The organism is Rhodococcus sp. ARC_M6 (genome assembly GCF_022810305.1).
Classification (GTDB): Bacteria; Actinomycetota; Actinomycetes; order Mycobacteriales; family Mycobacteriaceae; genus Rhodococcus_F.
Genome location: NZ_JALGQH010000031.1, coordinates 51,200 through 72,888, shown reverse-complemented (window position 1 = coordinate 72,888; position 21,689 = coordinate 51,200). Strand labels below are relative to the sequence as shown.

21 protein-coding genes are annotated in these 21,689 nt (G+C 61.5%); 11 read left to right on the top strand and 10 right to left on the bottom strand.

Annotation, left to right across the window (positions count from 1 at the left end; genetic code table 11):
- Window positions 1–148: 148 nt before the first annotated feature.
- The 3 genes from MTX36_RS24500 to MTX36_RS24490 form a co-directional block, all read right to left on the bottom strand.
- Window positions 149–901, bottom strand: coding sequence for a GntR family transcriptional regulator (locus MTX36_RS24500; RefSeq protein WP_243622238.1), 753 nt, complete (start codon window positions 899–901; stop codon window positions 149–151).
- A 150-nt stretch (window positions 902–1,051) separates the two neighbouring features.
- A complete protein-coding gene (locus MTX36_RS24495; RefSeq protein ID WP_243622233.1) occupies window positions 1,052–1,849 on the bottom strand; it encodes an SWIM zinc finger family protein in 798 nt (265 codons plus the stop codon).
- Window positions 1,846–4,662 (bottom strand): DEAD/DEAH box helicase, encoded by a 2,817-nt coding sequence (locus MTX36_RS24490; protein ID WP_243622232.1) that lies wholly within the window; start codon window positions 4,660–4,662, stop codon window positions 1,846–1,848. Before MTX36_RS24490 ends, MTX36_RS24495 begins: the two co-directional genes overlap by 4 nt.
- A 124-nt stretch (window positions 4,663–4,786) precedes the next feature.
- On the opposite strand from MTX36_RS24490, the gene MTX36_RS24485 reads away from it, so the two are divergent.
- Window positions 4,787–5,485: an HNH endonuclease family protein gene (locus MTX36_RS24485; protein WP_374230533.1), complete on the top strand. Its 699-nt coding sequence runs from the start codon at window positions 4,787–4,789 to the stop codon at window positions 5,483–5,485.
- 1 nt (window position 5,486) lies between these two features.
- Here the strand turns inward: MTX36_RS24485 and MTX36_RS24480 are convergent, their stop codons facing one another.
- On the bottom strand, window positions 5,487–7,052 hold the full coding sequence (locus MTX36_RS24480; protein ID WP_243622231.1) for a molybdopterin-dependent oxidoreductase: 1,566 nt from the start codon (window positions 7,050–7,052) through the stop codon (window positions 5,487–5,489).
- Between the two features lie 91 nt (window positions 7,053–7,143).
- Here MTX36_RS24480 and MTX36_RS24475 point away from each other — a divergent pair, with 91 nt between their 5' ends.
- Entirely contained in the window at window positions 7,144–7,992 is an 849-nt protein-coding gene (locus MTX36_RS24475) for a shikimate 5-dehydrogenase (protein WP_243622230.1), read from the top strand.
- Window positions 7,993–8,005: 13 nt separating this feature from the next.
- Complete coding sequence (locus MTX36_RS24470) at window positions 8,006–8,467, top strand: DUF6328 family protein (protein ID WP_243622229.1); 462 nt, start codon at window positions 8,006–8,008, stop codon at window positions 8,465–8,467.
- Between the two features lie 2 nt (window positions 8,468–8,469).
- Here MTX36_RS24470 and MTX36_RS24465 read toward each other — a convergent pair whose 3' ends face one another.
- Both MTX36_RS24465 and MTX36_RS24460 read right to left on the bottom strand, forming a co-directional pair.
- A complete protein-coding gene (locus MTX36_RS24465; protein ID WP_243622228.1) occupies window positions 8,470–9,297 on the bottom strand; it encodes a sulfurtransferase in 828 nt (275 codons plus the stop codon).
- 25 nt (window positions 9,298–9,322) lie between these two features.
- The gene (locus MTX36_RS24460) at window positions 9,323–9,946 is read right to left on the bottom strand and encodes a LysE family translocator (RefSeq protein WP_243622227.1); all 624 of its coding nucleotides are present in this window, start codon (window positions 9,944–9,946) and stop codon (window positions 9,323–9,325) included.
- Window positions 9,947–10,048: 102 nt separating this feature from the next.
- Here MTX36_RS24460 and MTX36_RS24455 point away from each other — a divergent pair, with 102 nt between their 5' ends.
- The 3 genes from MTX36_RS24455 to MTX36_RS24445 are packed head-to-tail and all read left to right on the top strand — an operon-like array spanning window position 10,049 to window position 12,204.
- Window positions 10,049–10,522, top strand: coding sequence for an Lrp/AsnC family transcriptional regulator (locus tag MTX36_RS24455; protein ID WP_094274096.1), 474 nt, complete (start codon window positions 10,049–10,051; stop codon window positions 10,520–10,522).
- A gap of 24 nt (window positions 10,523–10,546) precedes the next feature.
- Window positions 10,547–11,764, top strand: a complete 1,218-nt coding sequence (locus MTX36_RS24450) for a benzoate/H(+) symporter BenE family transporter (protein ID WP_243622226.1) — start codon at window positions 10,547–10,549, stop codon at window positions 11,762–11,764.
- Window positions 11,761–12,204: a thioesterase family protein gene (locus MTX36_RS24445; protein WP_243622225.1), complete on the top strand. Its 444-nt coding sequence runs from the start codon at window positions 11,761–11,763 to the stop codon at window positions 12,202–12,204. Before MTX36_RS24450 ends, MTX36_RS24445 begins: the two co-directional genes overlap by 4 nt.
- On the opposite strand, the gene MTX36_RS24440 is transcribed toward MTX36_RS24445, so the two are convergent.
- Window positions 12,201–13,229 carry a phosphotransferase family protein gene (locus MTX36_RS24440; RefSeq protein ID WP_243622224.1) on the bottom strand — a complete coding sequence of 343 codons (1,029 nt, stop codon included), beginning with the start codon at window positions 13,227–13,229 and terminating at the stop codon, window positions 12,201–12,203. The genes MTX36_RS24445 and MTX36_RS24440 overlap by 4 nt on opposite strands.
- Before the next feature lie 230 nt (window positions 13,230–13,459).
- Here MTX36_RS24440 and pdhA point away from each other — a divergent pair, with 230 nt between their 5' ends.
- The 5 genes from pdhA to MTX36_RS24415 are packed head-to-tail and all read left to right on the top strand — an operon-like array spanning window position 13,460 to window position 18,477.
- Window positions 13,460–14,554 carry a pyruvate dehydrogenase (acetyl-transferring) E1 component subunit alpha gene (pdhA, locus tag MTX36_RS24435; protein ID WP_243622223.1) on the top strand — a complete coding sequence of 365 codons (1,095 nt, stop codon included), beginning with the start codon at window positions 13,460–13,462 and terminating at the stop codon, window positions 14,552–14,554.
- A complete protein-coding gene (locus tag MTX36_RS24430) occupies window positions 14,551–15,528 on the top strand; it encodes an alpha-ketoacid dehydrogenase subunit beta (protein WP_243622222.1) in 978 nt (325 codons plus the stop codon). The genes pdhA and MTX36_RS24430 overlap by 4 nt, the downstream gene beginning before the upstream one ends.
- Entirely contained in the window at window positions 15,525–16,556 is a 1,032-nt protein-coding gene (locus tag MTX36_RS24425) for a dihydrolipoamide acetyltransferase family protein (protein ID WP_243622221.1), read from the top strand. The genes MTX36_RS24430 and MTX36_RS24425 overlap by 4 nt, the downstream gene beginning before the upstream one ends.
- Window positions 16,557–16,611: 55 nt before the next feature.
- The gene (locus MTX36_RS24420; RefSeq protein ID WP_308198249.1) at window positions 16,612–17,796 is read left to right on the top strand and encodes an MFS transporter; all 1,185 of its coding nucleotides are present in this window, start codon (window positions 16,612–16,614) and stop codon (window positions 17,794–17,796) included.
- 42 nt (window positions 17,797–17,838) lie between these two features.
- Window positions 17,839–18,477, top strand: coding sequence for a hypothetical protein (locus MTX36_RS24415; protein WP_243622220.1), 639 nt, complete (start codon window positions 17,839–17,841; stop codon window positions 18,475–18,477).
- A gap of 219 nt (window positions 18,478–18,696) precedes the next feature.
- Here the strand turns inward: MTX36_RS24415 and MTX36_RS24410 are convergent, their stop codons facing one another.
- Genes MTX36_RS24410 through MTX36_RS24400 form a run of 3 tightly spaced genes read right to left on the bottom strand, consistent with a single transcriptional unit; the run spans window position 18,697 to window position 21,559 of the window.
- Entirely contained in the window at window positions 18,697–20,127 is a 1,431-nt protein-coding gene (locus MTX36_RS24410; protein WP_094274103.1) for an NAD(P)(+) transhydrogenase (Re/Si-specific) subunit beta, read from the bottom strand.
- The gene (locus tag MTX36_RS24405; RefSeq protein WP_243622219.1) at window positions 20,127–20,450 is read right to left on the bottom strand and encodes an NAD(P) transhydrogenase subunit alpha; all 324 of its coding nucleotides are present in this window, start codon (window positions 20,448–20,450) and stop codon (window positions 20,127–20,129) included. Before MTX36_RS24405 ends, MTX36_RS24410 begins: the two co-directional genes overlap by 1 nt.
- The gene (locus MTX36_RS24400) at window positions 20,450–21,559 is read right to left on the bottom strand and encodes a Re/Si-specific NAD(P)(+) transhydrogenase subunit alpha (RefSeq protein WP_243622218.1); all 1,110 of its coding nucleotides are present in this window, start codon (window positions 21,557–21,559) and stop codon (window positions 20,450–20,452) included. The genes MTX36_RS24405 and MTX36_RS24400 overlap by 1 nt, the downstream gene beginning before the upstream one ends.
- Window positions 21,560–21,689 lie beyond the last annotated feature (130 nt).

Sequence of the window (21,689 nt, the reverse complement as noted above, 5' to 3'; positions counted from 1 at the left end):
CACCTTCCTCGAACAACGCTACCGCTGTGACCCGCTGCTTCTCGGACAGTGAACTTCGTGCATGCATAGAACTGCTCCCCGGACGTTGGAACTGAATTTCTCAGTCCAACTTCCGGGGAGCAGTTCATTTCGGGGTGTGCCCACTTGTTTATTGATCGGTCCGCAGTTGCGCTCGCGGCGCTCCCTCCACTTCCATATGCAGCTTGTACCGGTCCGAGCGGTACCAACTGCGGGTGTGCTCGACCGGCGCGGTCCCACTGAAGGAGACCCGGTCGAAGTACAGCACCGGCGCACCCTTCTTGGTTCCCAGCAAGGTCGCGATCTCGGTACTGGCACCGTCCGCACTGACGGTCTGCTCGGCGCGATCGATCGGCATCTCGAAGCGCTCGGCGCTCGCGCGATAGATCGAGGCCGTCAGATCCAGTTCCAGCAGTCCTGGCAGCAGCATCGGATTGAACCAACCGTCGTCGACGCTGACCGGCTCGCCGTCGGCCAGACGCAGCCTTTTCACGTGGTAGGCAAGAGATTCCGGCGCCATCCCCAACGCTCTCGCGGTGGCGTCCGGTAAAACGGCTTCTTCGCTGACCAACACGACGGTGGTCGGCACATGACCCTGCGCGCGCATCTCCTCGGTGAACGACGCCAAATGCAGTGTCGATTGCACCGCCCGGTGGGCAACAAATGTGCCCTTGCCGCGAACCCGGACCAGATGCCCGTCGTTGACCAACTGGCCGATAGCCTCGCGGACGGTGATCCGGCTGACTCCGTAGTCTTGCATCAAGTTTCGTTCACTGGTCATCAGATCACCAGGCTGCAGTTCCCGAGTGCACTTGTGCAACAAGATCGCCCGCAACTGCTCATGCTTGGGTATTGCACTGTCACGCAGATGAACGGGCATCACGGCGGCTGCTCCTCCGACTTCGAATTTCGTCACGGGCCACGATCCCTGTCCGCACCAATCAGGCCGGTCCCAACCGGTCAGGTCCAATAACAATACGTGACTTGCCACAGCATCCCTAGCAACTATCCCAAAACAGGCAGTCTACTGTCCTCAGTCATCCAAATGACTGTAGATGAACCGCAGTTCAGCAATCGCAAGGTTCTGCTGAATCAGATCCAATCCGAGCGCCGCAATGGAGGCCCGCAACCGATTGGGATCCAAATCGTCTATCGCAGCTCGAAATTCGACCCTCGGAAGCGTCGGCAGCAACGCCTCGTCACCGAACCAACTTTCGATATCGACGGCTATGGTGCTCTCGTTTTCCACTCCTCCGATCAGGTCGTCGAGATCGACCCCACGTAGGGCCAGGAGTTGCATCGGATCGGTGTCGATCCGCTCAGCTGTCAGATAGGCAACGGCGGCAGCATGTTTGCACGGCCATCCGTCGTCCGGACACGTGCAGTCGAAGCGGAAGGCGCTCGGCCCCTCCGGTACGAGTTGCGCTGCCAGCATGTCCGGAATTGCCCCGGACACCAGCGCTGCCAGCGAGCCGGGGACGCGGCGAATCTTGGTGATGATGTCGTCGATATCGGACTGATCGAGGGTATCGATCTGAAGAGTTGACACAAATGGTTGGAGTTGACTGCCCTGCACCTCCGCCGTGACAATTCCCGGTTTGATGTCCAGCGCCAGAAATTGACCTGACCGGGCGTAAGTACGCCCCCGGGACACGCGGGGTTTGTCGCCGATCTCTTCGACCACTCTGACAAACGCCTTGCCCCAGAATGTTCGACCGAACGCCGGACGAGCTTTGACGGGCGCTGCCCGCTTGCGCGGCCCGGTGTACTCGCTGAAATCAGGCCCTCTGCGACGTTTGTGGTCGCTTCCTGTTTCGGGTCGCGGACTCATTCGCCCACCGCATCGTCGCCGAGACGCAGCAGCTCACCGAGTTGTTCGACGCTCATCTCCGTCACCCAGTTCTCCCCGGTACCAACCGCCAATTCGGCCAGTTCACTCTTGCCGGCGATCATCGAATCGATTCGTTCTTCCAACGTTCCGACACACACCATCTTGCGGACCTGAACATTTTTGTTCTGGCCGATACGGAACACCCGGTCGGTGGCTTGATTCTCCACCGCTGGGTTCCACCATCGATCCATATGTACGACGTGGTTGGCCGCGGTCAGATTGAGACCCGTGCCCCCGGCTTTGAGGGAGAGCACCATGATCGGCGGTCCCCCGCCGCTCTGGAATGCCTCGACCATGTTGTCACGGCCGGCTTTGGACACCCCGCCGTGCAGGAACGGGACTTCCGTACTGAAACGTTCCGCCAGGTACGGCACAACCAACTCCCCGAACTCCCGAAACTGCGTGAACAGCAACACTTTCTCGTTGTCAGCCGTCACCGACTCGACGATGTCTTCGATCAATCCGAGTTTGCCCGAACGATGTTGACCGCGTCGCATCACCGCAGATCCGTCACGCAGGAAGTGCGCGGGATGATTACAGACCTGCTTGAGTTTGGTCAGAGCCGAAAGCACCGCCCCCTTACGCTTCATGCCCTCCGTGCCCTTGATCTGAGCCATCATCTCGTCGACGACAGCACGATACAGCGCAGCCTGCTCTTCACTGAGGTTTGCGCGGACGGTCATCTCGAACTTCTCGGGAAGATCAGTGATGACGCTCGGATCGGTTTTCACACGGCGAAGCACAAACGGCGAGGTGACAGCCCGTAGCCGTGACACTGCGAGTTCGTCCTTCTCCCGTTCGATAGGCACGACAAATCGTTTGCGGAACATCTGTTCCGAACCCAGAACCCCGCGGTTGGCAAAATCGAGGATGGAGCGGAGTTCGTCCAATCGGTTTTCCACCGGTGTTCCCGTCAGTGCCACTCGGTGCGCTGCCGGGATGCTTCGAGCGGCCCTCGCTTGAGAAGTCTTGGCGTTCTTGATGTGCTGCGCCTCATCGAGGACCACACGACGCCATTGAAGCTCCTTGAGAGCGGCGACGTCGCGCGTCATCAGTGCGTACGTCGTGATGACCAGATCGCTCTTCTTGACAGCATCCTCCAGCAACGTCCCGGTTGCCCGGTCGCTGCCGTGATGAACGTACACACGTAGGCTTGGAACAAATCGGGCCGCTTCGCGTTGCCAGTTACCGACCACAGACATCGGGCAAACCAATAACGTTGGTGTCGTTGACTTCTCGTGCGCCAGCAACGCCAGAAGCTGCAGTGTCTTACCCAAGCCCATATCGTCTGCCAACACCGCACCCAAACCGAGGGCACTCATGTAGACCAGCCAGTCGAGTCCCCGGCGTTGGTACGGACGCAGGACCGCATTGACGGTGGCCGGAACGGGAACTTCTGTCGGTTTCACCGAATGATCCAGCAACGCCGACGCCCATCCGGTGGCCGTCACTTCCTCCACGGGAAGGTCTTTCAGATCGTCCGCGATGAGGTCCTTGAGCAACTCGACAATCGCCCGATCCCCACTCGAATGCCGGCTGCTGACAAAACGAGCAGCACGCGCGAGTACCTCTTTGTCGGCTTGCACCCACTCGCCTCGCAAACGCACCAGATCAGACTTGGCATCAACCAGCCGGCCCATTTCGTCAGGCGTGAGCACCTTGTCTCCGAGCGCCAACTCCCAGTCGTATTCCACCAACTGATCCAGCCCGACCGTGCGATTCTCCGCGACGATCGGCGACGCCGCCGAGGTGACCCGAACCCGCAATGACGGCGACACCACACTCCACGCCCGCGGAAGCAGCAGCGTGATCCCTTTCTCCTGCAAGGCAATAGCGCCGTGACCGACCAGATCCATCACGACCGGCGTCGGCAGCAGTAAGTCCAAACTGTCATCGTCGCGAGGTACATCGCGAAACCGCGGGTAAGCCGCGACAGCTTCTTCGAGCTTTCGGCTGCCCAATTGCAATCTGGCGGCATCGGTCCGGTGCAACCGAATACGTTCGGGTGCTTCACCTTCCGGACGTAGACACACCTGCAATCGCCACAGCGCTTCGGTGTCGAGATCGATGTCGTCACTGAGCTCAGGCTCGATGAGGCGCAGAACCAACTCGGGCTCGTCCGCCGTGAGGGTTTCGCTCCACTCCGTCAATCCCTGAGCAACTCTCGGCGGTGCACTGTCGAAGGCGTCGCCTTGCAGCAACGCGGTCCACAGTTCTGTGGTGACGGTTTCACCGGAACCGTCGATTGCCCGACGCACGACGGCATCCGTGAGTTCCCGGGTGATGTCATCGAGGATGGATCGCGGTGAACTCACTGCCCGCTGCACGGGAGGCATCGCGACAACCAACTCACCCAGCCACGCGCGTTGGCGTTCGCCGATCAGCAACCGCCAGCGTGGCCACCAACTGCCCTCGGCCCGGCTCAACTCCGGGACAACGCGGCCGGCGCGCACCCACCGGTCGATGCCGCGAACAACGTGAATCAGATAGTGCAGGTCCCCGGCGATTCTGCTGTCGCCCGGCTTGAAACGAAGCAGCAGGTCAACTGCGTCCGGCGGCGCCAACGCGACCGCGGCATACTCACTCTGCAACGGCCCGCCCGGAACCGGCGGCATCGCAATACTCACCCGATGTCGAAACTTTCTGTGCAGCACAGCACTGACCGGGTCACGGGGATCATCGACCCCGGAACCATCGTGTCCGTCTACCCAGAGTTTGAGCCCCGATCCCGGTGACCAGAGTCCATGCAGCATCCGACTATCCAATCAGGTGCCACCGACAGATGGATCACCACCTGATTGTGAAGGATTTCGCTCGCTCAGCGAACGAAATCCTTCACAATCAGCGTTGTCGGACGCCGGTGGTTGAATCAGATCTGTGCGCACACGAGGTTCGACAGCAACGCTCGCGCTGATACTGCTGTGCATCACTACTTCCTGCGGGCGGATCGGCAACGACAGCAATTCTGCTCCGGGTAGTCCCACCGCAGCTGCGCTCGAACAACTGCTCGATCAAGTCTCCGTAGTCGACACGCGTCCGCACCCGGGCGGATACCAACGCGGGTGCGGGCGCGGAGAGGCGTGCGTGTTCGGGCAGTCCTGGTCCGACGATCAGGACGCTCCCGGCGGGCATGACGGTTGCGATACCCGCAACAATGTTCTGGCCCAGGATCTTTCGAATGTGATGTACAAACCTGATACCCACAACTGCGTCGTGATGTCCGGCACCATGACCGACCCGTATTCAGGCGAGGCCACCTCGTTCGATCGGCAGCAAGCCAAGTCCGTCCAGATCGACCACGTCTATCCCCTTGCGGCAGCGTGGGATTTCGGGGCAACCAGTTGGCCGCTCCCCCTCCGCGAAAGATTTGCCAACGACACCCAGTTGAATCTGCTGGCCGTCAATGGCCCCGACAATCAAGCCAAAGGTGACAGCACCCCCAGTGAATGGCTACCGCCGAATCCTGCCTACCACTGCTTTTATGCCGGCAAGTACCTGACCGTTGCAGTGTCATACGGGTTGCCCATCAGCCGGGCCGATCATCAGACCCTGACCGACCTCGCCGCCAACTGCTGACCTACTTCACCGTGAACGAACTTGTGTGCCAACCCGTTGCGCCGCCGGGAATCGGCGGAGTCCGCTCTTCCACCTGAACATTGCCGTCGAGGTCGGTCGCCCGGACCTGCACCGTGTGCAATCCCGGCGCCGCGTCCCACATCCACGACCACTGACGCCACGTATCGATCGAGTACTCCTGCGCCAAGGTTGCAGGTTGCCACGCCCCGTTGTCGACGCGCACTTCCACCTTTTCGATACCGCGATGCTGAGCCCACGCAGTTCCGGCCACCAGCACTTGACCGGCCTTCACCGGCGACAACGGTGCCGGCACTTCGATACGCGACGCCGTCTTGATCGGGGCCTGCGCACCCCACCCCCGCTGCGTCCAATAGGCGTCGACCTGATCGAAGCGCGTCAACTCCCACTCGGTCACCCATTTTGTCGCGGACACAAAGCCGTACAGTCCCGGAACAACCTGACGGACGGGATATCCGTGCTCGAAGGGCAGCGGTTCCCCGTTCATCGCGACGGCAAGCATCGCGTCGCGCCCGTCAGTCAACACTTGCACCGGAGTGCCGATGGTGAATCCGTCGACGCTGGTCGAGAGCAGCATGTCCGCATCCGGGTGCACTCCGACTTCTTCGAGGAGGTCCTTCATCGGATAGCCGATCCATGTGGCGTTGCCTGCCAGGACACCGCCCACTTCGTTGGAAACGCAGGTCAGTGTGACCACGCGCTCGATCGGGGTTCGAGCGACCAGATCGTCAAAAGACAGGGTCATTTCACGGTCGACCATGCCGTGGATACGCAATTCCCACGAGTCCGTCGTCAGCTGCGGAACCAGGAGTGCCGTGTCGATTCGATAGAAATCCTCGTTAGGCGTGATGTATGTCGACGCTCCCGCGATGCCGATATCCGCTCCGGCGGGAATCGGAGCAGCCACGTCCTTGACCGTGGGAACCACAAAATCTTCCCGATTCGCCACGGCTCCCGCGATCCGTTTGCCCACGAACTTGCCGGCCGCTCCCGCTGCCGCGGCGACGGCCAATGCCATCCCGGCCAGCGTCAGGAATTGACGTCGTGGCAGCCAGGACTCTTCGACACCAGCAGCCAACTCCACTTCGAGTTGCCCGATCAACAATCGAAGCGTCGCAATTCCGGCGATAACTCCCACGATCGTGGGGATCACGTACATCGCGTCGGCGATCGGCCGCTGCAGCGCCGCATACACCCCCACCACACCGAGGACTCCGAGAATGACACTGCCGATGGGGCGTCGTCGACGTTCCAGCAGGCCGGCGACTGCGCCGAGTAGGACAATCAGGATCGACATTCCGATGAACAAAGCCGGCTTGTCGTTGGTTCCGAAGGTGTGGATCGCGAACTCGCGGGCCCAAGCCGGAGTCCGGTCGACCGTGGTCGCACCGACCGCGTAGAAGGGCGAGGAGTCGGGGTTGATCGGCAGTGCCACCAGTTCACCGACTCCCAGAACAACCGCCACGGCCACCACACCGGACGCTGCGTGGGCCACTAATCTACGACGTGGTGCGGCAACCGGTTGTTCGTCGATGCTCTGTGTAACCATGGGCGTCTCGGTTCTTCTCGGGGTCTCTTACACTGCTTACCCGGTATTCGGAGCCGCTGATCGCCGGGATGGGTCGATTAGAGTTGAGCCCATGACTGTCGACCTCAACAAGGACACACTGCTGTGTATGTCGCTATCCGGGCGTCCGAGCAACATCGGCACCAGATTCCACAACTACTTGTACGAGGAACTGGGTCTCAACTTCGTCTACAAGGCGTTCACCACCGATGATGTTCCGGCGGCGATCGCCGGGATCCGCGCGCTCGGCATCCGCGGTTGCGGCGTATCCATGCCGTTCAAGGAACGGGTCATAGCGCACGTCGACGTCATGCATGATTCGGCGTCGGCAATCGACTCGGTCAACACCATCGTCAATGAAGCGGGCGTCCTGCACGCCTACAACACCGACTACCAAGCGGTGGCAAATCTGTTGCGCGAAAACAATGTAGACACTTCCCTGTCCGTTGCAGTGGCCGGCAGTGGAGGCATGGCGAAGGCAGTCGTCGCAGCGGTACGCGATACCGGTTTCACCGACGTCACGGTAGTGGCACGCAACAAGGCCGCTGGTTCGGCACTCGCAGATCAGTACGGATTCACCTGGAAATCAGATCTCGGTGAAATGAGTCCCGGCGGGGCGAGCGGGGCGACGGGGGATTTCCGAGTTCTGATCAATGCCACCCCGATTGGCATGGCGGGCGGTGTCGAATCCGATTCCCTGTCCTTTCCCGATGTCGCGGTTCGCAGCGCGGAGGTCGTATTCGATGTGGTTGCAATGCCCGTGAATACTCCCCTGATCACCCTGGCCACCGAACTCGGCAAGACGGTGATCACCGGCGGTTCGGTGATCGCCCTCCAGGCCGCCGAGCAGTTCGTTCTCTACACGGGTGTACGTCCCACCCCGGAACAGATTCAACGCGCCTCCGAATACTCCCGCGCGTGACAAACTCGGCACTATGACGGACACCGGAGAGAGCGCTCCCGTGCAGCTCGCACGAAACTTCAACGAGTTGCTGCAGGAATTGCGAGTCGCTCTCTCTGGCGTCCAGATCCTGTTCGCATTTCTTCTCGCCGTGGCATTCACCGAACGGTACGCCGACGGACCGTCGTACATCAGGACCATTCACCTCGTGACAGTCATCCTGGTCGCGATATCCTTCGGATTGCTGATGGCGCCCGCGGTGTGGCATCGAGTGTTGTTTCGAGGCGGGCACCGCGAGCGCATCCTCACCATTGCAAACCGATTCACTCTGTGCGGCATAGGTTTTCTGGCCGCATCCATGACGGGCACGGTGCTGCTGATCACCGAGATTGCCGTGGGCGGCATTACTGCAATCATCCTCACCGCGGGTGCCGCAGTCATGTTTACGACGTTATGGTTCGTGGTCCCGCAGTTGATCACCCGCAACGAAACCTGAACTTACGCTCCAGTTTCGACGGCTCGTGCACTGTCATTTGACCACTGCGACCACGAGCCCGGAAACAGCGTGGCGTCGTAGCCGGCAATGGCGAGTGCTGCAATCTGATGTGCCGCAGTCACTCCGGATCCGCAGTACACCGCAACACTATCCGTGCCTCCGAGTCTCGCAAATCGCTCACGCAAGATCTTCGCCTCCGAAAATCGGCCGCTGCCATCAAGATTCTCGACTGTCGGTGCGCTCACCGCACCCGGAATATGGCCGGCGACCGGATCGATCGGTTCCACCTCACCGCGATAACGTTCCCCGGCCCGCGCATCGAGCAGAACGCCATTCCAACCCGCGACGTCGTTGATGTCGACGGTCGGCATATTACCGCCTCGAAGCGTGACCGTTCCGGCTGCAACCACCTCACCGCTTCCGGATGACGTCGGCAAACCTGCCGATTCCCAGTTCGGCAATCCTCCGTCGAGCAGACGAACATCCGCGAGTCCGGCCCAGCGCAGCAGCCACCAACCTCGTGCCGCTGACATGTTTCCGACAGCGTCGTAGAGAACAACAGTGTCGCCGTCGTTGATGCCCCATCTACGTCCCGCTTTCTGCAGGTCCTGGATCGACGGCAGTGGATGCCGACCCGATTCCTTCGACGCCGGAGCCGCCAGTTCGGTTTCGAGATTGACGAACACTGCGCCGGGGATGTGGGCATCACGAAAATGCTCCTCACCGTTCGGATCACCCAGCGCCCAACGAACATCGAGCAGAACGGGCGGGGTACCGGCATCGATGAGCGATGCCAGTTCGGGAGCGTCGATCAGCACGGGAAGCGTCATGGGACCAATACTGGCACGACTCGAATCAGGCAACACCGAAGAACGCGCCGAGTCCGACCAGCAGAACTCCGCTCACCACGTCAATACGCTTTCCGACGCCCGGCCGCCTCAGCTTGCGTCCGGCGCCCGCCGCCAGAACGACAACGACGGCCCACCACAGTGCGGCAGCAATTACGGTGGCGCCGGCCAACGTCAGAGTGCGCAGTGCTGCGCCGCTGCCTGGTTCGACAAACTGCGGAAGCAGTCCGAGGAAGAACAGCAATGCCTTGGGATTGAGGAGGTTGGAGAGGAACCCGTATCGGAATGCTCGCGGCGCCGGAATCGGTTCCGATACGGCCGTCAAGGCGTCGTCACCACTTCGCGCTTTGAACGCGCTGCGGATTGCGGAGATACCCAGCCAGGTCAGGTAGGCCGCTCCCGCATAGGTGAGAGCCGAGAGCAGTTGCGGGCGAGTCGCGACGAGAGCCGACAGTCCGAGTGACGCAGCGGCGGTGTGCACGACCAGTCCGGCAGTCACACCGGCTGCAACCACGGCACCTGTCCGCCGATCTGCCAGGGAATGCCGCAGAATCAGGACAAAATCCGGGCCGGGTGTGAACAAGACGATGGAAAGCAGGGAGCCGAAAGCTAGCCACTGACCGATACTCATCCGAATTACCTCACGTTCGAGCAGGTTCGACACCTGCATTCATGACAGGAGTGTGCAACTGGATCCGGGAAGTTCAAAACCGTTCCGGATAGGATTCGGCAGATGTCGAAGAATGAAGATTTGGATTCGGTGGACTGGAAGATTCTGGCCGAATTACAGAAAGATGCGTCGATCACCAACAAGGTTCTGGCCGACCGAGTCGGTCTGGCCACGTCGTCGTGTCACGAGCGTGTACGACGCCTGCGAGCAAACGGGACGATCAGTGGGATCCATGCCGTCGTCGATCCGTCGGCCGTTGGTCGGTCGATGCAGGCGATCATTGCTGTGCAACTGCGTCCCCATCGACGCGACCTGGTGGACCGTTTCACTGCCGACGCCCTCGCCTTGCCGGAAACTCTTGCGCTGTTCAATGTCTCGGGGCCCGAGGACTTCTTTCTCCATGTCGCGGTTCGCGACAGCGCACATCTGCAGCGAGTGCTGATCGACCATCTGGCGGCTCACCCCGAGGTGTGGCATGCACAGACCCATCTCATCTACGGCAAAGCCGTCACGGCGCCCATCCGTCCGGATCGGTAGATCAGTCAGGCAGAATCACTGACCATGTCGGACTCCCCCCAGACCACTGAGCCGGACATAGTCCGCGGCAACGCGCAGCCCGTCAGCGCTGGAATCGTGACTGCGCTGGTGGGATTCACCAGCTCGTTCGCGGTAGTCCTCACCGGCCTCACAGCCTTGGGCGCAGACGCAGCTCAGGCAGCCTCGGGACTCCTCGTACTCTGTGTCACCCAAGCCCTGGGCATGCTCTGGCTCTCACGACGGTACAAAATTCCGATCACCCTGGCGTGGTCGACGCCGGGCGCGGCATTGCTCGCCGGTGCCGGCTCGGTGCACGGTGGATGGCCCGCCGCAGTGGGCGCCTTCATCGTCGTCGGAGTTGCGATAGTTCTGACGGGGCTGTGGCCCGCGCTGGGCAAGCTCATCTCGGCCATTCCGACTCCTCTAGCTCAGGCGATGCTGGCCGGAGTTCTCCTGCCCTTGTGCCTGGCACCGATCGGCGCTGTACGTGACGCACCCCTGGCGGTGGCGCCGGTAATTCTGGTCTGGCTTGCGGCGCAACGCTTCTCCAAGCGGTGGGCCGTTCCGCTTGCATTTCTCACTGCTGCCGTCGTGATCTGTATCAGTCTGATGACGTCCGAGAACACACTCGACGCCTCAGCGATGATTCCTCGCATCGACCTCACAGCGCCGTCGTGGACGTGGCAGGCGTTGATCGGAATTGCTTTGCCGTTGTACATAGTGACCATGGCCTCGCAGAACATTCCCGGTGTGGCCGTGATGAATTCATTCGGATATACAGTGCCGTGGCGGCCCTCGATGATCGTGACCGGCATCGGCACTGTCCTCGGTGCCCCCGCCGGTGGTCACGCGATCAATCTCGCCGCCATCAGCGCCGCACTGGCGGCGGCGCCCACCGCCCATCCCGATCCGAAGCGCCGATGGATAGCAGCCGCCACGGCCGGTTGGGCCTATCTCGTACTGGCCGTAGGTTCTGCCGCCGTTGCCGCGCTGGTTGTCGCAGCCCCGGCGGGCGTGGTGGAAACTGTTGCCGGACTGGCGCTCTTGGCTACACTGGCAGCTTCTCTGACCGCGGCGCTCAGCGATCCAGCCGAACGCGAAGGTGCCGTCGTCACGTTTCTCATCGCTGCGTCGGGCGTCGCCGTCGCGGGAATCGGATCGGCCTTCTGGGCCTTACTCGTCGGATTGATCGTGAGGGCAGTGCTGATCGGTAGCAGCACGTCGCTAAGGTCGAAGTCGTGAGTGCAACAGATTCCGCTATCTCGATCGAGCAGTTCCCGGTTCGCTGGCCCGTCCCTACCCGTTGGGATGACAACGACCACTACGGGCACGTGAACAACGTGACCTACTACTCGTACTTCGACACTGCCGTGAACGCATGGCTCATGTCGGCAACCGGCACCGATATTCGGAACCTTCCGGCCATCGGTGTTGTCGCCGAAACGTCCTGCCGGTATCTGAGCGAACTCACGTTCCCCGAACAACTCCAAGTCGGTATCGGGGTCGAAAGGCTCGGCACCAAGAGCATCGTCTACTCACTCGCGATCTTTCACGAGAACGCACACGGAATCTGGGAAGCTGCGGCTACGGGCCGCTTTGTCCACGTGTATGTCGACGCTGTTACCCGAACGCCGGTCGCGATCCCGGCCGCGATCGCTGCCGCGGCCGGTTCGCTCGTTTAATTCAGTCCCAGCTTTTCGGCAGTCGCAACGGCCCGAGCGACAATTCCGTCGATCATCGTGACCGTCGGGCCACCGTGTTCGGCCTTGTTGCGTGGGTCGTCGAGGATTCGACGCAATACTCCTTCAGCGATGATCGACAGCTTCCACAGCGCCAACACGTGCCAGTAACCCACTGCCGAAACGTCGCGGCCGGTGGCGGCAACGTATGCCTCGACGAGTTCGTCGCGGTTCGGGAAACCTTCGAGCGTCGACGCCATGAACGGGCCGGCTACCTTGTCGCCGGCTTCGGGCCAATATGCCAGTAGCGCACCGAGATCCGCGAGCGGGTCTCCCAGCGTGCAGAGCTCCCAATCAACCACCGCGAGTACCCGACCTTCGGCCGGATCGACGATGATGTTGTTAAGGTGAAAATCGCCGTGGACCAGGGTCACTTCGGTTTGCTCGGGAATGTTTCGATTCAGGATTTCCGCAAGCCGCTCCACGTCGGGAATATCCCGTGTCTTTGACTTGTCCCACTGCGCCGACCATCTCTTGAGTTGCCGCTGCGCAAAAGGTTTGGTGCTCGCGAGATCTTGAAGTGCCGTTTCCTCGAGGTCGACGGCGTGGATCGTGGCCAGCGCCTTCGGGAGTGCCAATCCGACTTTCCGACGCTCGTCCACCGTCAACTTCTGCGCAACCGACACTCCGTCGATCACCAGACCGTCGACGTAGCTCATCAGCACCAGCGGCGCGTCCGTGATCGCCGGGTCTTCGGTGATGCCGATGATCTTGGGCACCGGAACCGGAGTTCCTTGAAGTGAAGACAGGATTCGGTGTTCCCGCACCACGTCATGAGCTGACGCAAGCAATGTCCCCAATGGGGGCCTGCGCAGTACCCAGCGCCCGCCGCCCGCATCCGTCACAGAGTAGGTGAGGTTGGATTGACCGTTGCCGATCCTCTCGAAAGTCAGTGGTGTGGTGGCGCCAACCCCCAGTTCGGCGATCCACCCGGAAACTGCTTCTTCGTTCAGTCCGACTGCATTCATCGCACCGATGCTAGCGGGAGAAATCGAATAGTTGGCAGTAACGACGCCATTGTTACCCACGAGTTCGGAAATCGTGACTGGTAGGCATGCTTTCGAGACGGCGACCCACTTGCGGATTCTGCAATCAAGGGGATGCTGGGAAGAGAGACCACAACTGAAAAACACATCGGGATTGCTCGATCTCGCTCACAAGGCGCGTCGGGCATGAGTAGAAACCGAGGTGAACCGCGATGATCGACAACCTCGACTATCCAGTCCAGCTCCTCCAACCGGACGGCACCCGAGTGTGCCGACCCGAATACGACCGTCTGATCGCAGATCTCGGACCTACCGAATACATCTCGTTGTACCGTGACATGGTCATCAGTCGCAGAATCGACACTGCGGCGGTTGCGCTCCAGCGTCAAGGCGAAATCGGTTTGTGGGCACCACTCTTGGGCCAGGAAGCCGCGCAGGTCGGCTCGGCCCGGGCTCTGAAACACGATGATTTCGCTTTTGTCAGCTACCGCGAACATGCCGTCGCCTACTGCCGCGGAGTTCCCCCTGAGGTACTGACGCACATGTGGCGCGGTTGCTCCCATTCTGCTTGGGATCCAGATCAATTCAACGTGACCAACCCAGCGATCGTTGTCGGATCACAAGGACTTCACGCAACAGGGTATGCACTCGGTGTCCACCTCGACGGAGCTGAGATCGCCACCATCGCCTATTTTGGCGACGGCGCCACCAGCCAGGGCGATATTGCCGAAGCATTGGGATTCGCTGCCAGTTTCCGCGCCGGTGTCGTGTTCTTCTGCCAGAACAACCAGTGGGCCATCAGCGAACCCGTCTCGCTACAGTCCCGCACCCCGATATCGCACCGCGCCGACGGGTACGGCATACCTTCATTCCGCGTCGACGGAAACGATGTACTCGCTGTTCTGGCTGTGACGCGGGCCGCCCTTGCCCACGCGAGGGAAGGGAGCGGGCCGACGTTCATCGAAGCAATCACCTGCCGAATGGGTCCACACACCACTTCCGACGATCCGACTCGGTATCGCAGCGATACCGATATGGCCGAGTGGCGCAACCGCGACCCGATCGAACGGATGAGGGTGTTTCTGGAGCGGCGCGGAATCCTCGACGAAGCCGCCGGCACCGAAATCTCCATCGCGGCCGAAGAGGTAGCCGTCCGATTGCGCCGCGCCACTCTCGAAACTCCGGACCCGCCGCCGTCGGCTCTGTTCGAGCACGTCTACACCGGGCCGCACCCGTTGATCGACCATGAGCGAGAACAACATCGGGAGTATCTGGCGAGTTTCGACGATGAGGAGGTCATGTCATGACTGTCGTCAATCTGGTGACGGCCCTCAACGCCGGACTACGACGCTCACTCGAACGGGATCACCACGTCGTCATTCTGGGTGAGGATGTCGGCCGTCTCGGCGGAGTCTTCCGCGTCACCGATGCTCTGCAGAAGGACTTCGGCGAGAACCGAGTGATCGACACGCCGCTCGCCGAATCCGGGATCGTGGGAACAGCTTTCGGTTTGGCTTTGCGCGGATACCGTCCGGTGTGCGAAATCCAGTTCGACGGTTTTGTCTACCCGGCTTTCGATCAGATCGTCTCTCAGGTAGCAAAGATTCACTATCGCACCGAGGGACGGGTATGCGCCCCGATCACGATCCGTATTCCCAGCGGGGGCGGAATCGGTGCCGTGGAACATCATTCGGAGTCACCGGAAGCCTATTTTGCACACACTGCCGGGCTGAGAGTGGTGTACCCCAGCAACCCCGCCGACGGCTACCACATGATCCGTCAATCAATCGAATGTGACGATCCCGTTGTGTTCCTCGAACCCAAGCGCCGGTACTGGGATGCGGCCGAGGTTGATCTCGATGCCGAACCTTCACTCCCACTGCACAGTGCGCGTGTCGTCCGCCCAGGAAGTGACGCCACCGTCGTCGCGTACGGGTCGATGGTGGCTACTGCGCTCGAAGCTGCGGATATCGCCGACGACGAGGGTCACCACCTCGAAGTAATCGACCTCCGGTCCCTCTCCCCCATCGATTTCGACACCGTGGACAACTCGGTGCGACGGACGGGCCGACTCGTCGTCGTTCACGAGGCACCGATGTTTCTCGGCCTGGGAGCAGAAATTGCAGCCCATGCCGCGCAGTATTGTTTCTACGATCTGAAGGCCCCCATCCTGCGTGTCACTGGGTTCGATATCCCCTATCCCCCAGCAAAACTGGAGCAGTTTCACCTACCGGATGCCGATCGGATTCTCGATGCACTCGATCGGGTACTGACGCCATGACTACCGCGGAGTTCCGTCTACCGGATCTCGGCGAAGGTCTCACCAGCGCCGAATTAGTGTCGTGGCGTGTTGATGTCGGCGACACCGTAGCTCTCGATCAGGTGATCGCCGACGTCGAATCAGCCAAGGCCCTGGTCGAACTTCCCTCTCCCTATGCCGGAGTGGTGACAGAACTATTGGTCGAACCCGGCGCCACCGTACCCGTCGGTGCGCCGATTATCCGGATCACGACGGCGGAGTCGGCGGACCCCGGCTCGCCGAGCGTTCTGGTGGGCTATGGACCGCAGGCGTCGCATTCGAACCGGAGACGACGGAACGTCCCCCACACGACGCACCACGACGGAGAGACTGCGCCGACACATAACCGGCGTCTGGCGTCGGTAATGACCTCCAGCGTCCGGGCACCACAGGCAACTGTGTTTGTCACCGTCGATGTCACGGCATCGATGGACCTGCTCGCCAAACTCCGCAACTCCGCACCCTTCGAGAACGTTTCGGTGACACCACTGACTCTCGCCGCCAAATCCCTGGTCACCGCGATCGCTTCGAGCCCCGAGGTCAATTCGACGTGGGATGAGCAGTCCGGCAGCAGCGTCAAGCATCCCCACGTGAACCTCGGCATTGCGGTGGCGTCGGAGCGCGGACTGCTGGTTCCCAACATCAAGGACGCCGACACGCTGAACCTGCTCGACCTTGCTCGATCGATCAATGAACTGACTGCGACCGCGCGAGCCGGCCGAACCGACATGCCACACCTCACCGGCGGGACGGTCACGATCACCAATGTCGGCGTATTCGGTGTCGACGGCGGCGTACCTCTACTCAACCCCGGCGAGGCCGCCATCCTTTGTCTGGGCGCTGTCAACGAGCGTCCGTGGGTTGTCGACGGGCGCATCGAGATCAGATCTGTGGTCACAATTTCGGTGACTTTCGACCACCGCGGTATGGACGGAAAACAAGCTGCCGAGTTCCTTTCGCTGGTGGCGGCGATGCTCGCGGATCCGGCTGTGCTGCTCGCGCACCTGTGAGAGCATCCGGGCCTGGCACACCTGTCGCGGCAGCGTCGCCTGGCACACTGTCACGGTGAGCAGCACCCCCAGTCCCACCCTCATTCGCGCCCGCGCCGGCATTTTCGGCATCTTCGGAATCAACGGATTTCTACTCGCGATGTGGGTGGTCCACATCCCGTCGATCGAACACCGGGTGGGTATCAGTCATTCCACGCTCGGCTCGCTGCTGTTGCTCCTCGCAGTCGGCGCAATCGCCGGTATGCAATTGAGTGGCCCGCTTGCCGATCGGTACGGCAGCCGACGCATGGTGATTCTTGCGGGCGTCGGTTTGTGCGCGGCAGTGCTGGGTCCGGGGTTTGCCACCAACACCTGGCAATTGGGTGCCGCACTGGTTGTCTTCGGCTTTGCGAACGGTGCGCTGGACGTCTCGATGAACTCTCAGGCCGTCGAAGCCGAACAGCTCTACCGTCGCCCGATCATGGCTGCCTTCCACGGCATGTTCTCGGTTGGCGGTGTTGTGGGTTCGATCGTCGGATTCGGCACGCTGGCAATCGAACTCCCGCCGTACGTCACCCTCACCGCCGCGTCGGTAGTCGGCTTGGTGGCCGTCTCGATCTTTTCGCGGCCATTGCTTCCACACACCCCGCACCACTCCGAAGCCACTGAATCCGAACAACCGCACGGCCATTTCTCGGGCAAGGTGCTTGCGTTGGGGTCGCTCGCGTTTGTGTTGATGCTTGCCGAGGGTGTGGCAAATGACTGGAGCGCGTTGCAGGTCAAGGAAGACCTCGGCGTCTCGAATGCCGTTGCTGCGCTGTCCTTCGGCGCCTTCTCCGCAATGATGACGGTCGGACGCTTCACAGCAGACCGCATCAGCGCGGCGGTCGGTCCCGTCGCCGTGGTTCGCTATGGCGCGATCATTTCCGCCGTCGGAATGCTGACGGTTGTGTTGTCGGGTTGGCTTCCGCTCACGTTGTTCGGGTGGGCGTTGTTCGGCGCCGGTCTCTCCGGGTGTATCCCGCAGATCTTCACGACGGCCGGCAATCTGGGTTCCGGTTCGGCTGGTACCAACATGTCTCGCGTCGTCGGAATGGGGTACATCGGATTTCTCGCCGGACCGGCAACCATCGGCTGGGTGACCAAGATTGTGCCACTCACCACAGCGATGTTGATCCCCCTGACATGTGTGCTGGTCGCTGCGGGTTGCGCCGGTGTCGTTCGTCGCGATTCTCCGACCGTCGACCGAAATCACAGCTGATCCTCACGATAGGCACAGACGAAGCGAGGATGCTTGGGAACCGTGACCGTCTCGTCCCCCGCCCCTCGCTCCTCGTCCACCACTCCTCGCCTGCTTGCCCTTGCCGCACTGTGTGTTGTGGCGCTCTGCACCCTGTTGTTACTGAGACCCGCGTCGCCGACGGTCACCGTTCCGGCATCGCTCGAGTCTGTCGCTGATTGGGTGATCATTCGTGTCGACGTGACCGCAGTACTGGCGGCCACCACTGCTCTGGCTGTGGTGTCGATGGTCCAAAATCTCCACTACGGCATCGGCGTCATCCTGATGCTCGGAGTGGGTGCCAACCTGACAACTGCCGCGCTGGGGTCTTGGATCACGGATGTGCCGACGACGTTGCTTCCCAGCGGACATGTGGTGGCCGCGACCGCTCTCTACGGTTCGGCTGTACTGGTATCTGCCCCTCGGTGGCGACCAGTGGTTATCGGGCTTGGCATCTCAGGAGTTGCCGGGGTGTGCATCAGTGCGTGTGCTGCCGAGATGAGCGGGGTTTTCGGAGTGATTGCCGGGCTACTCGTGGCCTCCGTGTGGGGTTGTGCCGCAGCCATTTTGATGGAGCGTTCACCGATCGCGGCGCAACGTGAAGCATTGCGTGCTGATACAGCCGTTGTGGCCTTTTCGCGACATCGGAGCATTCACCTGTAGCGCCACAGCTGGCCCGGGGCCTTTCGCCAACTAACCGGGGACGATGACCCCTAGCGATGCAGCCACTTGTGCCACAACGGAATACAGACGCCGACCGCCACGAGCCCACCACTCCTCCCGCTGTCTAAGCCACTAGCCGCGTAACTGTCTGCGCGCAGCAAGACAAAAGGGCACCTACCCGCATCGCGGGTAGGTGCCCTTTCCAGCAGCAGTACAGACTTACAGTGCCTTGAGTTCTTCCGTCACCTCGGCAACGGACTTCTTCGCATCGCCGAACAACATCGACGTACCGTCCGCGAAGAACAACGGATTCTCGATCCCCGCGAAACCGGAGTTCATCGACCGCTTGAGCACGATCACCGACTTCGACTGATCGACGTTCAGGATCGGCATCCCGTGAATCGGTGACGACGGATCATTGCGCGCCGACGGGTTCGTGACATCGTTCGCGCCGATCACCAAGGTGACATCGGTGCGCTTGAACTCGTCGTTGATGTCGTCCATTTCCTTCATCGCGTCGTACGAGACATCCGCCTCGGCGAGAAGAACATTCATATGACCGGGCATACGGCCGGCGACGGGGTGAATGGCGTACTTGACCTCGACGCCCTTCGCCTCGAGCATCTTGGCCATGTCCTTGACCGCGTGCTGAGCCTGCGCGACAGCCAAGCCGTAACCGGGAACGATGATGACCTGGTTGGCGTAGGCCATCTGGATAGCGGCATCGGCAGCCGAAGTTGCCTTCGCCGTACGCACAACACCGTCCGAGGAAGCAGCTTCGCCGCCGCCGCCACCGAAACCACCGGCAACGATTGCCGGGATGGAACGGTTCATGGCCTTGGCCATCAGGTTGGTCAGGATGGTGCCCGACGCGCCGACGATCATGCCGGCCACGATCATGGCCTGGTTGTCGAGCGCCAAACCGGCTGCCGCAGCAGAGAGTCCGGTGAGCGCGTTGAGCAGCGAGATCACGACGGGCATGTCGGCGCCGCCGATGGGCAGCACCACCATGAGGCCGAGGATGCCGGAGATGACCAGGACGCCGACGATCCACAGTGAGCTGGTCGGGCCTTCCGGCGTGATCGCCTTGATACCGATGATCACCGAGAATGCCACGGCAGCAATGAGAAGCAGCGCGTTGAGCGGCTGCTGCAACTTGCCGATACCGATGGGGCGGCCGGGCAGGGTTTCCTGCAGCTTCAGGAACGCGATGACGCTGCCCCAGAAGGAAATCGAGCCGATCACGGCAGCAAAGAGGGATGCGACGACGATGTGCACCGTCGGTGACTCACCGTGCTGGAAGGCCGTGAAGCCGTCCGAGTCCAGGAACTCTGCGTACGCGATCAACGCGACGGTACCGCCGCCGACACCGTTGAACAGCGCCACCAACTGCGGCATCGCCGTCATCTTGGTACGCAAGGCCGGCGGAACACCGAGCACGACACCGATGACGAGACCGGCGATGATGACGATCCAGTTGCCCAGCTGCGCATCACGAATGGAGATCAGGGTCGCGACGACGGCGATGATCATGCCGACCGCGGCGATCTGGTTGCCGCGCACCGCGGTCTTGGGTCCGGTCAGACCCATCAGACCGTAGATGAACATCGAGAACGCGAGAATGTACAAACTATTGACCAGGTATTCCATTACTGGTCACCGTCCTTCGTAACAGCCTTGGCGGCCGGCTTGGCCTTGAACATCGCCAGCATGCGGTCGGTGACGACGAAGCCGCCGACGACGTTGACCGTTCCGAAGACGAGTGCGACGAACAAGATGATCTGCAACCCGATCGACGGGTCGTTCACCTTACCGAGCACGACGAGTGCGCCGAGGACGACGATGCCGTGGATGGCGTTGGTGCCCGACATCAGCGGGGTGTGCAGGGTGTTCGGGACCTTGGAGATCACAGCGAAACCGACGAACCCGGACAGCACCAGGATCGCGATGTTCGCCAGCAGTGATGTGTACATCAGGCGCCCTTCTCTTCACGGGTGACGCACGCACCGGCAATAACCTCGTCGGAGAAATCAGGAGCAAGAGCCCCTTCAACCAACATCAGTTCGATCAGTGCGGAAATGTTCTTCGAATACAGCTCCGAGGCATGCTCGGGCATCGTCGCCGGCAAGTTCAGCGGCGAGCAGATGGTGACACCGTTCTTGACGACGGTCTGACCCGGTTCGGTCAGCTCGCAGTTGCCGCCGGTCTCACCGGCGAGGTCGACGATGACGCTGCCGGGCTTCATACCCGAGGCGGCAGCGGCGGTCACCAGACGCGGCGCCGGACGACCCGGAACCAGCGCGGTGGTGATGACGACGTCGAAACCCTTGATGGCGTCTTCGAGTGCTTGCTGCTGCTTGGCGCGCTCGTCGTCGGTGAGCTCGCGGGCGTAGCCGCCCTCACCGGCGGCGTCGATACCGAGATCGAGCCACTGGGCGCCCACTGAGCGCACCTGGTCGGCGACCTCAGGTCGGACGTCGTAGCCGGTGGCGCGGCCACCGAGACGCTTGGCCGTGGCCAATGCCTGCAGACCGGCGACACCGACACCGAGCACCAGCACGGTCGCGGGCTTGACGGTGCCGGCGGCGGTGGTGAGCATCGGGAAGAAGCGGGTGGACTCCGACGCGGCCACCAGGACGGCTTTGTAGCCGGAGACGTTGGCCTGTGAGGACAGGGCGTCCATCACCTGGGCGCGGGAGATGCGGGGAATTGCTTCGACGGCGTAGCCCTCGATGCCGGCTGCCTTGAGTTCGGCGATGCGGTTGTCGGTGTTGCGGGGGTTGAGGAACCCGATCAGCTTGGCGCCGGAGGAGATGCGGGCGATTTCCTCCGAGGAGGGAGGGGCGACCTTGACGACGACGTCGGCGGTCCACGGGTCACCGATTTTGGCGCCGGCGGCGCTGTAGAGCTCGTCGGGGATCAGGGCGCCGAGTCCGGCGCCGGATTCGACGATGACGTCGACGCCTTTGCCGATCAGGGTGGACACGATTTTGGGCACGAGGGCTACCCGTCGTTCGCCGTCACTCGTTTCACGAGGGACACCGACCGATGGACGCACTTGTGCGCTCTTCGATGTTTCCATTTGTTCCATTACCTTCTGCGGTTGGTGGTTCGCCTACTGCGACGAGCGGCAACCAACGTGTGATGAGCGGAAGATGACCCGCTTTTGGGTGAATGGTGACTGATACTAGCCAGACTTCTCCGATAAAAGT

Excerpts from the sequence above, each read along its gene's own strand:
- pdhA (WP_243622223.1), top strand. The coding sequence starts at position 13,460 with ATGATCGACAACCTCGACTATCCAGTCCAGCTCCTCCAACCGGACGGC.
- MTX36_RS24410 (WP_094274103.1), bottom strand. The coding sequence starts at position 20,127 with ATGGAATACCTGGTCAATAGTTTGTACATTCTCGCGTTCTCGATGTTC.
- MTX36_RS24470 (WP_243622229.1), top strand. The coding sequence starts at position 8,006 with ATGACGGACACCGGAGAGAGCGCTCCCGTGCAGCTCGCACGAAACTTC.
- MTX36_RS24405 (WP_243622219.1), bottom strand. The coding sequence starts at position 20,450 with ATGTACACATCACTGCTGGCGAACATCGCGATCCTGGTGCTGTCCGGG.
- MTX36_RS24440 (WP_243622224.1), bottom strand. The coding sequence starts at position 13,229 with ATGAATGCAGTCGGACTGAACGAAGAAGCAGTTTCCGGGTGGATCGCC.
- MTX36_RS24465 (WP_243622228.1), bottom strand. The coding sequence starts at position 9,297 with ATGACGCTTCCCGTGCTGATCGACGCTCCCGAACTGGCATCGCTCATC.
- MTX36_RS24490 (WP_243622232.1), bottom strand. The coding sequence starts at position 4,662 with ATGCTGCATGGACTCTGGTCACCGGGATCGGGGCTCAAACTCTGGGTA.
- MTX36_RS24475 (WP_243622230.1), top strand. The coding sequence starts at position 7,144 with ATGACTGTCGACCTCAACAAGGACACACTGCTGTGTATGTCGCTATCC.
- MTX36_RS24455 (WP_094274096.1), top strand. The coding sequence starts at position 10,049 with ATGTCGAAGAATGAAGATTTGGATTCGGTGGACTGGAAGATTCTGGCC.
- MTX36_RS24430 (WP_243622222.1), top strand. The coding sequence starts at position 14,551 with ATGACTGTCGTCAATCTGGTGACGGCCCTCAACGCCGGACTACGACGC.
- MTX36_RS24450 (WP_243622226.1), top strand. The coding sequence starts at position 10,547 with ATGTCGGACTCCCCCCAGACCACTGAGCCGGACATAGTCCGCGGCAAC.
- MTX36_RS24425 (WP_243622221.1), top strand. The coding sequence starts at position 15,525 with ATGACTACCGCGGAGTTCCGTCTACCGGATCTCGGCGAAGGTCTCACC.
- MTX36_RS24495 (WP_243622233.1), bottom strand. The coding sequence starts at position 1,849 with ATGAGTCCGCGACCCGAAACAGGAAGCGACCACAAACGTCGCAGAGGG.
- MTX36_RS24400 (WP_243622218.1), bottom strand. The coding sequence starts at position 21,559 with ATGGAAACATCGAAGAGCGCACAAGTGCGTCCATCGGTCGGTGTCCCT.
- MTX36_RS24460 (WP_243622227.1), bottom strand. The coding sequence starts at position 9,946 with ATGAGTATCGGTCAGTGGCTAGCTTTCGGCTCCCTGCTTTCCATCGTC.
- MTX36_RS24480 (WP_243622231.1), bottom strand. The coding sequence starts at position 7,052 with ATGGTTACACAGAGCATCGACGAACAACCGGTTGCCGCACCACGTCGT.